The 13,956-nt window shown below is 67.2% G+C and carries 13 protein-coding genes; 4 read left to right on the top strand and 9 right to left on the bottom strand.

The features are described 5' to 3' along the window. Positions 1 to 13: 13 nt before the first annotated feature. Genes ACH0BU_RS03080 through ACH0BU_RS03090 form a run of 3 tightly spaced genes read right to left on the bottom strand, consistent with a single transcriptional unit; the run spans position 14 to position 2,944 of the window. Positions 14 to 811: a crotonase/enoyl-CoA hydratase family protein gene (locus ACH0BU_RS03080; RefSeq protein ID WP_136451632.1), complete on the bottom strand. Its 798-nt coding sequence runs from the start codon at positions 809 to 811 to the stop codon at positions 14 to 16. 19 nt (positions 812 to 830) lie between these two features. After that, on the bottom strand, positions 831 to 1,982 hold the full coding sequence (locus ACH0BU_RS03085) for an acyl-CoA dehydrogenase family protein (RefSeq protein WP_136451631.1): 1,152 nt from the start codon (positions 1,980 to 1,982) through the stop codon (positions 831 to 833). Further along, entirely contained in the window at positions 1,979 to 2,944 is a 966-nt protein-coding gene (locus tag ACH0BU_RS03090; protein WP_500263730.1) for an acyl-CoA dehydrogenase family protein, read from the bottom strand. Before ACH0BU_RS03090 ends, ACH0BU_RS03085 begins: the two co-directional genes overlap by 4 nt. 151 nt (positions 2,945 to 3,095) lie before the next feature. On the opposite strand from ACH0BU_RS03090, the gene modA reads away from it, so the two are divergent. The 3 genes from modA to ACH0BU_RS03105 are packed head-to-tail and all read left to right on the top strand — an operon-like array spanning position 3,096 to position 5,129. After that, a complete protein-coding gene (gene modA / locus ACH0BU_RS03095) occupies positions 3,096 to 3,854 on the top strand; it encodes a molybdate ABC transporter substrate-binding protein (protein WP_500263731.1) in 759 nt (252 codons plus the stop codon). Then, on the top strand, positions 3,851 to 4,537 hold the full coding sequence (modB, locus tag ACH0BU_RS03100) for a molybdate ABC transporter permease subunit (protein WP_046410358.1): 687 nt from the start codon (positions 3,851 to 3,853) through the stop codon (positions 4,535 to 4,537). Before modA ends, modB begins: the two co-directional genes overlap by 4 nt. Then, positions 4,527 to 5,129, top strand: coding sequence for an ATP-binding cassette domain-containing protein (locus ACH0BU_RS03105; protein ID WP_500263732.1), 603 nt, complete (start codon positions 4,527 to 4,529; stop codon positions 5,127 to 5,129). Before modB ends, ACH0BU_RS03105 begins: the two co-directional genes overlap by 11 nt. Here ACH0BU_RS03105 and ACH0BU_RS03110 read toward each other — a convergent pair. The 5 genes from ACH0BU_RS03110 to ACH0BU_RS03130 all read right to left on the bottom strand — a co-directional run bounded on the left by ACH0BU_RS03110 (position 5,116) and on the right by ACH0BU_RS03130 (position 12,044). Beyond that, entirely contained in the window at positions 5,116 to 5,745 is a 630-nt protein-coding gene (locus tag ACH0BU_RS03110; RefSeq protein WP_046411690.1) for a retropepsin-like aspartic protease family protein, read from the bottom strand. The two genes, ACH0BU_RS03105 and ACH0BU_RS03110, sit on opposite strands and share 14 nt — an antisense overlap. Positions 5,746 to 5,919: 174 nt before the next feature. Further along, positions 5,920 to 6,468, bottom strand: a complete 549-nt coding sequence (gene rpsI, locus ACH0BU_RS03115) for a 30S ribosomal protein S9 (RefSeq protein ID WP_082103079.1) — start codon at positions 6,466 to 6,468, stop codon at positions 5,920 to 5,922. Next, the gene (gene rplM, locus ACH0BU_RS03120; RefSeq protein ID WP_046410361.1) at positions 6,468 to 6,947 is read right to left on the bottom strand and encodes a 50S ribosomal protein L13; all 480 of its coding nucleotides are present in this window, start codon (positions 6,945 to 6,947) and stop codon (positions 6,468 to 6,470) included. The genes rpsI and rplM overlap by 1 nt, the downstream gene beginning before the upstream one ends. A 139-nt stretch (positions 6,948 to 7,086) precedes the next feature. After that, complete coding sequence (locus ACH0BU_RS03125) at positions 7,087 to 9,573, bottom strand: TonB-dependent receptor plug domain-containing protein (protein ID WP_500263733.1); 2,487 nt, start codon at positions 9,571 to 9,573, stop codon at positions 7,087 to 7,089. A 194-nt stretch (positions 9,574 to 9,767) separates the two neighbouring features. Then, a complete protein-coding gene (locus ACH0BU_RS03130) occupies positions 9,768 to 12,044 on the bottom strand; it encodes an FdhF/YdeP family oxidoreductase (protein ID WP_500263734.1) in 2,277 nt (758 codons plus the stop codon). A gap of 95 nt (positions 12,045 to 12,139) precedes the next feature. Here ACH0BU_RS03130 and ACH0BU_RS03135 point away from each other — a divergent pair, with 95 nt between their 5' ends. After that, a complete protein-coding gene (locus ACH0BU_RS03135; RefSeq protein ID WP_500263735.1) occupies positions 12,140 to 12,823 on the top strand; it encodes a sulfite oxidase-like oxidoreductase in 684 nt (227 codons plus the stop codon). 12 nt (positions 12,824 to 12,835) lie between these two features. Here ACH0BU_RS03135 and ACH0BU_RS03140 read toward each other — a convergent pair whose 3' ends face one another. After that, entirely contained in the window at positions 12,836 to 13,876 is a 1,041-nt protein-coding gene (locus ACH0BU_RS03140) for a COX15/CtaA family protein (RefSeq protein WP_046410366.1), read from the bottom strand. Positions 13,877 to 13,956 lie beyond the last annotated feature (80 nt).

A 13,956-nucleotide genomic window follows, 5' to 3' on the forward strand; every position in this document is an offset into this window, starting at 1 on the left:
CGGCCGCCGGGCGTCAGCGGCCCGAGAACACCGGGTCACGTTTCTCCAGCAGCGCGGCCACGCCCTCCCGATGGTCGTCGGTCGCATGGCTGACGGCCTGCGCGGTCGATGCCGAATCGAGTGCCTGATCGTAGCTGCTCGTCTGCCCCTGCCGCAGCAGCGACTTCGTCAGGCGCAGCGAATGAGGCGGGAGCGCAGCGATACGGCCCGCCAGCGCCAGCGCCTCATCCATCAGGCTGTCATGGGGCACGACCCGGCTGACGAGGCCCCAGTCGGCTGCCGTGGACGCATCGATAACGTCGCCGGTGAAGAACAGCTCGGCCGCCCGGCTCATCCCGATCGCGCGCGGCAGCAGCCATGATCCGCCGTCGCCCGGCACCAGCCCGAGTTTCAGGAAGGTGACGCCGAACTTCGCCTTGTCCGACGCGATGCGGATGTCCGCCATGCACGCCACGTCGCAGCCAAGCCCGATCGCGGCGCCATTCACCGCGGCGATCACCGGCATGTCGAGGGAGAAGAGCGCGCGGGCGATGCGATGGATGTTACGCTGATAATGGCTGCGGATCGGCAGCCCACCGCCGGAGAAGGGGCCCTCCGGATCGGCCATTTTCTTGATATCGCCGCCAGCCGAGAAGGCGCGGCCCTCGCCGGTCAGGATCACGCAGCGGATCGAGAGGTCAGCGTTCAGCGCGTCGCAGGCGGCGCGAACCGCCTCGCCATCGCCGTCGGCGCCAAGCGCGTTCATCGCGTCTGGCCGGTTGAGGCGGAGGATCGCGATCGGGCCGCGGATCTCGGTGGTAACGACGGTCATGGTGTTCTCCGAATTGGTCTCAGCGCAGCCCGAGCCCGCGTGCAATGATGCCGCGCAGGATCTCGCGTGTTCCGCCGCGCAGGGAAAAGCTGGGTGAATTCATCGTGATATGTGCCAGAACGGCGACGAAGTCTGATGTCGACGCAGCGTCCGGTTCGGCATCGACGAGGCTGCGCGCGATATCCGGCAGCTCCTGTTCGAACGTCGCCCCCAGATCCTTGACGATCGCTGCATGGGTGCCCGGGTTCTCGCCTGCCTCCAGCATCACGGCGACGCCGCGCGACAGGCGGCGCAGGGTGATGAGATGCGCGGTGAGGCGCCCGAGGGCGAGCTGCGCAGCCTCGCCGGGCGCATCCTGAAGCACGCCCACCAGTTCGATCAGCAATTGCATCGAGGACAGGAACCGCTCGGGCCCGCTGCGTTCGAACGCGAGCTCGCTCATCACCTGTTCCCAGCCGGCGCCTTCGGTACCGATCAGCGCGGTGGCGGGAAGGAAGGCATCCTCGAAATGCACCTCGTTGAAATGATGCTGCCCGGCAAGGTCGATGATCGGACGGATCGTGATCCCTTCGGTGGTGCGCAGATCGACAAGGAGCTGGCTGGTGCCAGCCTGACGATCGGCCGGGGTGCCGCTCGTCCGGCAGAACAGGATCATGTAATCGGCGTCGTGCGCGCCCGTCGTCCACAGCTTCGTGCCGGTGACGCGCCACCCACCATCGGCTGGCACGGCGCGCGTACGGGTCGCGGCCAGGTCTGACCCGGAATCGGGCTCGCTCATGCCGATGCAGAACACCGTCTCGCCCGCCGCGATGCCCGGGAGGATGGCCTGCTTCTGCTCCTCCGTCCCGTATTTGAGGAGGCTGGGGCCGCTCTGGCGGTCGGCGATCCAGTGTGCGGCAACCGGCGCCCCGGCAGCCAGCGTCTCCTCGACGACGACATAGCGTTCAAAGGCGCTGCGCTCGTGACCGCCATATTGCTTTGGCCAGGTCATGCCGAGCCAGCCGCGCTGGCCCAGCTTGCGGCTGAAATCGCGATCGAAGCCGTTCCAGCTGTCCGCACGGGCGAGCGGCGGGCGCGTGGCGAGCTCGTCAGCGAGGAACGCGCGTACCTCTTCTCGAAGCGCCTCGGCTGCCTCGTGGCGGGCGGGTGAGGGAAAGTGCAGGGTCGTCATGCTGCCACCACCATCGGCCAATATCCGTCAGGTCCCGCGGCGAGCGCGCGCTTGCCCAGCACCAGCGTCCATTGTCGCTGCGTCCCATATTCATCCCGCCACGCCCAAAGCGCGGTGGTGTAGCGGTGCAGCACGTGTTCGCGGGTGAAGCCGATCGCCCCGTGCAGCTGATGCGCGATCGCGCTGGCCTTGCTCGCTGCCTCGCCGATGCGCGTGCGGGCTACCGCGACCGCGAAGGTGATGTCGCCGCCAGCCACATACGCATCGACGGCCTGATCGGCGGCGGCAGATGCCGCGGCGACCTCGCCCGCCAGTTTCGCCAGTTCCTGCTGGATCGCCTGGAACTTGGCGAGGGGGCGGCCGAACTGGACGCGCGTGGTCACGTGATCGACGGTCAGCTGGAGGACGCGATCAAGCGCCCCCGCCATCTGCAGCGCGCGTGCGAGCGCTGCCCAGTCAAGCAACGTCCCGGCGGGGAAGGGCGCTGACGGTCCCTCTGCCAGATCGAGCAGGTCCCGCGGTGCGCCGGCCATATTCTTGCCCTCTCGTGTCACGCGTGGCGAGGAGGCGCGGTGAAGCTGGCCCGCTTCGGTCGCCACCACGGTCTGGACGAAACGGCCCCACGGAACGGGGCCTTTCGCGTCGTCCGCGAGGCCGATCGGGCCGTCGCCGAGCGGCAAGCCCGCCGCGGCGAGCGCGGCATTGGCGATCATCGTTTCGGCCAGCGGCAGCGCAAGGGCGTGCGTGCCGGTCAGTCGCACGAGCGCAAGTGCTTCCGCAATGGGGACGCCGAAGCCGCCATGGTCCTCGGCCACGAGGGCGAGCGGCATGCCGCTTTCCTCGATCGCGTCCCACGCGGCGGCGGGCCACTCGCCGCGCGTCCCCGCTTGCTCGATCGCCTCGGCATGGGTGGTAAACAGCCGCTCGGCGGTGTCGGCGAGCATCGTTCCGATCTCGCTCATGCGTGTCGCCTGTGCCGGTCCTGCATGTGCATGGCCGCTCCTCTCCGTTATCCTCATGTCGCTAGGACAAGGGGCCAGCGCTTGTCCACCTGACAGTCCTGCTGGTCGGCGGGAAACTCCGTGGTAAGAGCGCGCGGCCGGGGGGAATGCGATGCGCCTGTGGTCATTGTTTTTCATGCTGTTCGCGTTGCTGGGGCGACCCGCGGCGGCGCAGGCGCGTGGGCCGCTGGTCCTCGCGGCGGCCAGCATGCAGGAGGCGCTGGGCGAGGCGGCGGACCGATGGGCTGCCAGTGGCCACCCGCGCCCGGTGCTGTCCTTCGCTGCATCCTCTGCGCTCGCACGGCAGATCGGCGCCGGCGCCCCAGCCGATCTGTTCGTATCCGCGGATGACCGCTGGATGGAGTGGCTCGCCGAAAAGGGGCGGCTGGTGCCCGGCACCCGCGCGGTCCTTGCCGGCAACCGGCTGGTCGTCGTTGCCGCGCCCGGACGCGGGCAGGAACTTGGCGGCATGCGGGGGCGCGCTCTCGGCACCTTGCTGGCGGCGGGCCCATTCGCCATGGGCGATCCAGCCGCAGTGCCTGCCGGCCGCTACGGCAAGACGGCCCTCGAGCGGCTGGGCGCGTGGCCGATGGTCGCGCGCCGCGTCGTTCGCGGGGAAAGCGTGCGCGCCGCACTGTCGCTGGTGGAGCGTGGCGCTGCGCCCTATGGCATCGTCTATGCCACCGACGCCCGGATCGCGCCGCGGCTGCGCATCGTCGGCCGCTTTCCCCCCGGCAGTCATCCGCCGGTCCATTACCCGGTCGCGCGGCTTGTCAGCGCGAGGCACCCGGACGCCGAGGGCTTCCGCCGGTTCCTGCTGTCACCCGCCGGTCAGTCGATCCTGGTGCAGCACGGCTTGACCCGCCCATGACGGAGGAGATCGCCACCGTCGTGCGCCTGTCGCTGCTGGTTGGCGGGGTGGCGACGCTTGGCATGCTGCCGATCGCCTTTGCGCTCGCCTGGCTTCTCGCCCGCACCGACTTTCCGGGCAAGGTGCTCCTCGATGGGATCATTCATCTGCCGCTCGTGGTGCCGCCGGTGGTCACTGGCTGGGTTCTGCTGCTGGTTTTTGCTCCGGGCGGGCCGATCGGCGGGCCGCTGGAGCGATGGTTCGGGGTCAGCGTGATGTTCCGCTGGACCGGGGCGGCGATCGCTGCGGGTATTATGGCGCTGCCGCTGATGGTGCGCGCGATGCGGCTGTCGATAGAGGCAGTGGACCAGCGGCTCGAGCAAGCGGCGCGGACGCTGGGGGCAGGGCGGTGGCGCGCCTTTGCCACCATCACGCTGCCGCTCGCGCTGCCCGGGATCCTCGCGGGCGTGGTGCTCGGCTTTGCGCGGTCGCTTGGGGAGTTCGGCGCGACGATCACCTTCGTCTCCAACGTGCCGGGCGAAACGCAGACGCTGCCGCTGGCGATCTATGCCGCGCTTCAGCAGCCGGGCGGCGAGGCGATCGTGTGGCGACTTGCGGCGATTTCGGTCGGCCTCAGCCTGGCGGCGCTGGTGGTGTCGGAGGCGGTGGCGCGGCGGCAGGGACGGCGGCTCCATGTCCTTTGACATCGACCTGACCGTCCGGCGCGGTGAGCGGGTGATCGGCACCGCGTTCCGCTCCGACGCACGAAGCACCGTCCTCGTCGGTCCGTCGGGCGCGGGAAAGACCAGCGTACTGATGATGATCGCCGGGCTGCTCGTGCCGAGCGTCGGCCATGTCAGGGTCGGTGGCCGCACTTTGTACGATGCGGCCGCGCGGATCGACGTGCCGCCGCATCGCCGCCGCGCCGGCGTGGTTTTTCAGGAGCCGCGGCTGTTTCCGCATCTCTCCGTGCGCCGGAACCTCCTCTACGGGGCGAGCGACGCGTTAGCGCTGCCCCGGATCGCCGCGACGCTGGAGATCGAGCCGCTGCTGGAGCGCTGGCCGCGCAGCCTGTCAGGCGGAGAGGCGCGGCGCGTGGCGATTGGGCGTGCGCTGCTCAGTGCCCCCGATTTCCTGCTGCTCGACGAACCGCTCGCCTCGCTCGATCGTGCGCGGCGCGAGGAGGCGATGCAGGAGATCGAGCGGCTGCGCGACGAGCTGCGCCTGCCGATGCTGATCGTAACGCACGACCCGGAGGAGGCAGAGCGCCTCGGTCACCACATCATCCGGATGTGACCGGCTGCGGATTGTTGGGGACCAGCACGAGCGTGCGACCCTCGACCCGCCAGGATTTCAGCCGCGACAGGAAGTTCATGCCCAGCACGTCCGTCTCCCCGAAGGCGGGCGACACGACGACGGGCACGTCACGCGCGACGATGTTGCCAAGGGACAGCTCGCCGATCGTCGCGGTCTGCGCGCGGATCGTGCCATTGGCGGTTCGCAGCAGCATCGGGAACATCGCGTCACGCACATCGAGGCCCGCGGCATTTGCCGTATCCAGCGAGAGCGCGGTCACCGTCGCTCCGCTGTCCACCAGCATACGCCGCTTCACCCGGCCGAAGCTGACATTGGCCCAGAAATGCCCGTCCGGGCTCATCCGGATGCGCGTCTCGGCGCCCTCCACCTGCTGCCCCGACAGGTCCAGCACCTCGGCGACACGGCCGAGATAGGGATCGAAGCGTTCGCGCTCGCCCAGGACGAATACCAGCGCGCCGATCAGCGCCACCCACATGGCAAGACTGACGAGGCGGCCGATCACCGGCAGGCGTCGCAGGAAGCCTGCGATCACGACGAGAGCGAAAAGGCCAAGGATCAGCGGATAATGGGGAGCCAGATCGGCAAGTGCGTCCATCGCACCCATATAGGATCACCGCGCCCGCATGCGATGCAGGTCTCGCGCGATTTTCCTCGGCGTGATGGCCCAGCCCGAAACACAACAAAAAAGGGCAGCTCCTTGCGGAACTGCCCCTTTGTGCAGCCAGTGGCCAGCAGCGGACCGGCAAGACCGGCGCCGCTGCAATAAGCCTTAGCGCTTCGAGAACTGGAAGCTGCGGCGTGCCTTGGCGCGGCCGTACTTCTTACGCTCGACGGTACGGCTGTCGCGGGTCAGGAAGCCCGCTGCCTTCACCGGGGCGCGCAACGCCGGCTCGTACTTGGTGATCGCCTGGCTGATGCCGTGCTTCACCGCGCCGGCCTGACCCGACAGACCGCCGCCCTTGACGGTGCAGATCACGTCGTACTGACCTTCGCGCTCGGTGATGCCGAACACCTGGTTGATGACGAGGCGCAGCGTCGGACGTGCGAAATACACTTCCTGATCACGACCGTTGATCGTGATCTTGCCCGAACCCGGCTTCAGCCACACGCGGGCAACCGCGTCCTTACGACGGCCGGTGGCATAGGCGCGACCGTACTTGTCGAGTTCCTGCGCACGCAGCGGGGCGCGCTGCGACGGCTCGTCGATCTTGCCTTCGAGATAGGCCTCGGCCTTCTCTTCTGCAGCAGCGACGGCGGTTTCGCGCTGCTCGCTGAGCGCGGCGCCGAGATCGGCGAGGGACTGGCGATTGTCGGACATTATGCGCCCACCTTGTTCTTGCGGCTCATGCCGGCGATGTCGAGGACCTCGGGGTTCTGCGCTTCGTGCGGGTGCTCAGCGCCCTTGAAGATGCGCAGGTTGCGCATCTGCTGACGGCCCAGCGGGCCGCGCGGGATCATGCGCTCAACAGCCTTTTCGAGCACGCGCTCGGGGAAGCGGCCTTCCAGCACCTTTGCGGCGGTGACGCCCTTGATGCCGCCGGCATAACCGGTGTGCTTGTAATAGACCTTGTCGGCCAGCTTGTTGCCGGTGAAGCGCACCTTGTCGGCGTTGATCACGATGACATTGTCACCGCAATCTACGTGCGGGGTGAACGACGGCTTGTGCTTGCCGCGCAGGACGTTGGCGATCACGACCGCTGCACGACCGACCACCAGGTCGGTGGCATCGACGATGTGCCACTTCTTTTCCACCTCTGCGGGCTTGGCCGCCTTGGTGGTCTTCATCAGCGCCTTCATGGGCTTGGACCTTTGCAAGAAACAGATACGCCACCCCGTCAAGGGGCGGCGTGACAGTGAGCGCATTGGACAAAGGCCTGCTGAAAGTCAACGATTCAGCGGCTTTCCTGACGGGTAAAACGATACCTGTCGCCTGATCCTAGAAGAACAGCTTGCGGAAACTCAGCCTCACCGAACGGCCCAGCGGGTCGAGCAGCGCCGGCTGGTAACCGATCGGAACGGCGCCGGCAGCATCACGTACGTCGAGCCGCTGGTTGAAGAGATTGTTGACTGACAGGGTGACGCGCGAGCCTTGGAAGAACGGCGCCTTCTGCACCAGCGCGCGCTGCTGGCTGAGATCCGCGAAAACACGCAGGTTGGCGGTGAAGAGCGCGCCGAAGCTGAGATCCTCGGGCGAGGGGGCGCCGTTGGGGTTGGCGAGAAGGGTCGTGCCCTCCTGCCACGTGCCGTTCAGCCGGACGCCGATGCCGTGGCGGTTGTATCCGGCGTTGAACTCCACCTGGTGCCGCGGCTGGCCGCCCCGCGCACCGATGGCCGAACCGCTCAACAGGTCGAGTTCGGGCAGACCGGGCCGGATCAGGATCGTGTCCTCGAGGCGCCAGGTATGGAACACGCTGAGCTGCACGCGGCCCTGGCGTGCGCCGCCGAACCCGCCGCGGCCAAAGCCACCACCGCCACGTCCGGCAAAGCCGCCCGGTCCGCGATCGCCCGCGGAGCGCACGCCCGTCTGGCTCGCCTCGCCGCCAGCCGGACTGGCGCCCGCCCCGGAACGCCCCCGCTCGCGAAAGGCGGCGCGGCGTTCCGCAATCTGTTCGGCGGTCAGCGGCTGGCCGTCAGGGCCGGTCGGCGGCGGCGCCTCCAGCGTCTCGGTCCAGTTGAAGCCCCAACGGATCTGCCGGCTGCGGCTGCGATCGAAGTTCACGGGCCGCGTGTCGATGCTGATCAGCGTGCCGGCCGCGTCACGATCGAACCGGCCGGGGAAGGCCGCCTCGATTTCCGGCGTCGCGGTCGGAAAGCTTGCGATCGGATTGTCGATGCGGCTGTCTGTGTAATTGGCAAGCAGCGTCAGGTTGGTGTCGCTGATCGGCTTCACCGTCAGGCCCAGCTTCAGCACGCGGCGCTGGTCGGCCGCAAGGTTCGGATTGCCGCCGGTGATGGTGGTCGCATCCACCGTCTGGCCGGTCACCAGGTCGAATACGCGGACGTTGGGCGTGACGATCAACGGATTGCCGAGCTGCTGGATCGTCGGCGCACCCTGCTCATGCGCGACCGAGCCGATCAGGCGCACGGCCTCGACCGGCCGCCAGTTGAAGCCATAGCCGACCGATCCTAGCGTGCCGAAATCCGACAGCTGATCGACCCCGCCGTTGATCGTCGCCGACAGGGCGCCGATGGGGCCGTTGCGGAATAGCGGAATGTCGATGTTCGCTTGGCCCGATCCCTGGTCGCGCGACAGGTCGGTCGCGGTCACGAGGCCGGCCCGGCGCGATTCGCCGCTGATGTCGCGCAGGGTGAAGCCAGCCTTCAGCGTGGTCGTCACCGCGCCGGCGGGAAGATCGAACAGGCTGCCGCTGAGCGTCCCTTCGGTCTCGATCGTTTGCGCTACCGACTCCGCCCGGTCGCGGCGGGTGCCGCTGCCCGGGCCGCCGTCGCGATCGGTGAGGGTTGTCGACCAGTCGCGCGTATAGCCGCCGTTTAGCGACCAGCGCCATTGATCAAGGTCGCCGTTCAGGGCGTAATTGAGCACGCCGGTGCGGGTGCGCCCCTCGCGCAGCAGCCGCTGGCCGTCTGACGACGTACCAAGGCCGGCGCGGGTATCGGCGCCTTCCAGCTCACCGCTGATCGTGGCCGATACATTGCCGAAAATGGTCTGGTTGTACGTCGCGTTCAGCTTCGCTGCGTCGCTGGCCGATAGCAACGTGCGGTTCGGATCGGCCTCCGCCAGGTTGCGCTGCGTTTCGAACAGCGGGTTGCTGTGGGTATATTCGCCATCGACGCTGAAGCGGTTGCCGTTGCCCAGGCGAAGGTAGTTGAGCGTCGCCTCATGCACCTGACGCCCGCCATCGGTGGCAAAGCCGGTATCCGCCTCCGCCGTCACCGCATTGAAGCGGCGCCGCAGGACGATGTTCACCACCTTCTGATCGGGGCGATAGCCGTATTTCAGCGCGACTTCCTCCGGCAGGATGTCGACGCGCTGGATCGCCTCTGGCGGCAGGCCGCGGATCTCGCGGAAGCCGCTGATCCGCCGTCCGCCCAGCAGGACCACGGGGGCGCCGGCGCCGCGGCCCTGGATGCTGCCGGTGAGCGGGGCAAGCTCCTCCAGCAATTCGCCGATGTTGCTGGCACCATAAGCGCGAATGTCGCGGCCGCTCAGCACCACTTCGGGCTTGATGTCACCGATCACCGATCCGCGCGGCTGCCGGCTGCCGGTGACGATGATGTCATCCTCAAGCTCGAGTTCAGCCTCCGCTTCCTCCACCGACTGCGGCTCGCCCTGCAGGGGGATGGCCGTCTCGGATTCGGCCGACTGGGTTTCGGCCAGTGGCAATTCGCCCACCTGGACCGGCGTGGCAGTGGCAGGGACGGTCATTGCGGCGAGAGAAGCGGGCAGCAGCAGGATCGACAAGGACAGGCTCCGGAACCGACGTGGGATGATCACGTCCTACGGCGGGGTTGTGGGGGAAATGTCGCGGCGGCACCGGGAAATCGTCGCAAATTGTACCCGTGCGATTGGACGCGGGTTGGCTTGCGGGACAAACCGGTGCTGGACGCGCAGCGCATAACGCGCCGACGCGACAGCGGATAGAGGGCGCGCCCCGCTCAGGTCACGATGCGAACGGGCACGCCCTTCGAGGCCGGGGTCTTGGATGCCTCGTCATGGTACCACAGCGGCACCAGCGGATTGGTTTCGGGGTAATAAGCGCCGATGCACCCGCGCGGCAGCAGATAGGGCGTGACGGTCAGGCCATCGACCTGACGATGCTCCCCATCATCGGCATCGCTGGCGAGGCTGACCACCTGGCCCTCTGCTAGGCCGGCAGCCGCGATATCGTCCGGATGCATCAGCACGACATCGCGCGTGCCCTCGATCCCGCGAAGGCGGTCGGAATAGCCGTAGATGGTGGTGTTGAACTGATCGTTCGAGCGCAGCGTCATCAACCGCCAGCGCCCTTCCTTGTCGCCAAGGCCGAGCGCGGAGAGCGAGGTGGGAACGGTGAATTCCGCCTTGCCGCTTTCCGTCTTCCAGATCCGTTCGCGCGCCGCATTGCCCTTGTAGAAACCGCCCGGCGTGAAGACGCGCGCGTTGAAATCGGCGAACATCTCCGGATAGCTTTCCTCGATCAGGTCGCGGATCAGGCCGTAATCGGCGGTCCAGTCGTCCCACCGCGCCTTCGGATTGGGCGGCAGCGTCGCCTTGGCCATGCCGCAGACGATCGCGACTTCGGATTTCAGATGGTCGCTGGCCGGGTGACCATTGCCCTGCGATCCATGGATGCACGACAACGAATCCTCCATCGTCACTGCCTGCGCGCCGGTCACTTGCATGTCGCGTTCCGACCGGCCGAGGCACGGCAGGAGATAAGCGACCTCGCCGTTGATCAGGTGGCTTCGGTTGAGCTTGGTGGCGATCTGGACCGTGAGGCGCATCGATTGCCACGCCTGCTCCATCTTCACCTGTTCCGGGATGGCGCGTACGAAATTGCCGCCGAGGCCGATAAAGGCCTTCACCTCGCCGGAAATGATCTTCTCGCAGGCATCGACGGTGTTGAGGCCCGTGTCGCGGGGCGGGTCGAACACGAATTGCTCGGCCATGCGGTCGAGCGGGACGAGTTCGGGCTTTTCGGAGATGCCGACTGTGCGCTGTCCCTGCACGTTGCTGTGACCGCGGATCGGCGAGATGCCGGCGCCTTCGCGTCCGATGCTGCCTTTCAGCAAGGCAAGATCGACGAGCGTGGTCAGATTGTCGGAGCCGTGCACGTGCTGCGTCAGCCCCATGCCGTACATGAAGATGGTGCGTTCGGCCGCAATATAGACGTCGGCGGCCTTTTCGAGATCGGCCCGGGCCAAACCGCTTTCGCGTTCGATCTCCTCCCACGACAATTGCTCGGCATGGGCCTTCACCGTCTCGAACCCGGTCGTGTGCTGTGCGAGGAAATCGACGTCCAGGACATGGCGCTTGTCCTCGCGCCAGCGCCGTTCCTCGGTGGAGAGGACGTGTTTGATCATGCCCATGATCGCCGCAATGTCGCCGCCCGCCTTTACCTGCAGGTAGAGCGAGGAGATTTCCGTCTCCTTGCCGGTGAGCATTTCGACCGGGCTTTGCGGGTTCTTGAACCGTTCCAGCCCCGTCTCGCGGATCGGGTTGAAGGTGACGATCTGCACCCCGCGCTTCACCGCCTCCTGCAGGGGATGGAGTAGCCGGGGCGCATTTGATCCCGTGTTATGGCCGAAGAAGAAGATCGCGTCGCATTTCTCGAGATCCTCGAGGACGCAGGTGCCCACGGGTGATCCGATCGCCTTCTTGAGCGCCACCGACGTGGTCTCGTGGCACATGTTCGAACTGTCGGGCAGGTTGTTGTGCCCGTACATGCGCGCGAACAGGGCGTAGAGGTAGCTTGTCTCAAGGCTGGCGCGGCCCGAGGCGTAGAAGACGGTGCTTTTCGGGTCGAGCCGCTTCAGCTCCGTGCCGATCGCGGTAAACGCCTCGTCCCAGGAACAGGGGACATATTTGTCGGTCGCGCGATCGTAGCGCATCGGATGGGTGAGGCGGCCCTGATGCTCCAGATCATAGTCCTTCCAGTCGCGCAGCTCCGTCACGGTATGTTGCGCGAAGAACTCGGGCGTGCAGCGGCGGGACGTCATTTCCCACAAGGTCGCCTTCGCGCCATTCTCGCAGAATTCGAACGGATGGGGGTGCTTCGGCTTCCCCCAAGCGCAGGACACGCACATGAAGCCGCCGGGCTTGTTCTGCCGCCGCAGGGTGTCGAGGGCGGCGGGCGTGGGCCGTTCACGCGCGAGCACTTCGGTCATGCCGCGTACCGAGCCCCATCCGCCGGCGGCGCCCGAATAGTGAACCGTATCCTTTTCGTCAGCCACCCAGGATCCTTTCGCGCGACAGCCGTTCATGGCTGACAACGCGAGGGGCGCCGTTTGGATCACTCGCGTGGCCACTATATGCAGGGAACGGGCATATGCAGGCGGGGCGCAGGAGGATCGAAGCCGTGGCGGACGACGCATTGCCTGACGACACCAAGCTGACCCGAACCAAGCAGCGCTGGGCCAGCGAGGGCAAGTTCATCACCGGCGCAGCGCGCGGCGCGGATGAGCGCCTGCCGCCCGGCCAGCATCTGGTGCGCGACTGGCCGGTGTTGGACCTGGGACGCCAGCCCGATGTGTCGACCGATCGATGGCGGCTGACGATCAAGGGGCTGGTGGCCCGTCCGGTATCGCTCGACTGGTCCGCGTTCGTGGCCTTGCCTCAGACCGAGCGGCGGAGTGACATCCACTGCGTCACAACCTGGTCGCGCTACGACAATGATTGGGCGGGCGTCGCGACCCGCACGCTGCTCGACCTGGTCGAGCCGCGCGACGAAGCCGCCTTTGTCGTGCTGCACGGTTATGACGGCTATACGACCAACGTCCCGCTGGCCGATTTCGCCGCAGAGGACGCGCTGATCGCGCGCGAATGGCGGGGAAGGCCGCTGACGCGCGAGCATGGGGGACCAGCGCGGCTGGTGATCCCCCATCTCTATTTCTGGAAAAGCGCCAAGTGGATCAGCGGGATCGAACTATTGGGTGCCGATCGCCCGGGCTTCTGGGAAGTGAACGGTTATCACCGACGCGGTGATCCCTGGGCGGAGGAGCGCTATAGCTGAGCTGCGCCGCGCTCAGGCGCGACGCCGCCCCAGCGTGTGCCCGGCGGCGACCACGGCGATCAGCAGGATCGCAGCATTCACCTGATGCGCGACCGCGATGGTGAGGTCGACACCGGTGAGCAGCGTGGCGATTCCCAGCAGGATCTGAAGGCTGGTCAGCAGGATGACCGCGCCCCAGGCATTCACCGCGCCGCGCCGCCGTGCCGCAAAGGCGAGCCAGATCACGGCGGCGGCCGCGGCGAAGGCGAACCAGCGATGGACGAACTGGACCACGATGGGATTGTCGACGAGGTTGCGCCACGCCGGCTCCAGCATCGGCGTACCGGCCGGGAAGAAGCTGTCGCCCATCAGCGGCCAGGTGCTGAACGCATAGCCGGCGTTGAGCCCCGCGGTGAAGGCGCCAATGAAGATCTGGATGCCCAGGAGCAGCATCGCGACCGCGGCAAGCGGCTTCAGTCCTGCGGGCTTCGCCAGCGGATCGCGCGCGAGATCGCGCAGGTCCAGTGCGGTCCATACCACGCCGCCCAGGATGACGAGCGCGGCCGTCAGGTGAACTGCGAGGCGGACGTGGCTGACATCGGTTCGCACCGACAGGCCCGATGCGACCATCCACCAGCCGATTGCCCCCTGCAGGCCGCCCAGCGCGAGCAGCGCGAGGAGGCGCGGGCCATAGCCGCGCGGGATCTGCCGCTTGATCGCGAACCACAGCAGGGGAAGCGCAAAGGCGAGCCCAATAACGCGGCCGAGCAGCCGGTGGACATATTCCCAGAAGAAGATCTGCTTGAACCCGTCCAGCGTCATGCCGCGGTTGATCTCCTGATATTCCGGGATGCGCTGGTAATGGCGGAATTCCGCCATCCACTGGGCCTCGTTCAGCGGGGGAATGGTCCCGCTGATCGGCTTCCACTGCGTGATCGACAGCCCCGATTCGGTCAGACGCGTGATGCCTCCGACGGCAACCATGACAACGATGAGGGCGGCGACGACATAAAGCCATCGCGCCAAGGCGAGTGGCCGCGGTGAAACGCGAAAGCCAGGGCTGGGCTTGAGCATGCAGCCATCTAGAAGCGCGGCGTCGTTGCCGCAATGGCGCGCACCCGCATCGCGCCCATCCCACGTCGCTTGGCGGAGGT

Origin of the sequence: Sphingomonas olei (assembly GCF_045369765.1) — a bacterium.
Classification (GTDB): domain Bacteria; phylum Pseudomonadota; class Alphaproteobacteria; order Sphingomonadales; family Sphingomonadaceae; genus Sphingomonas; species Sphingomonas panaciterrae.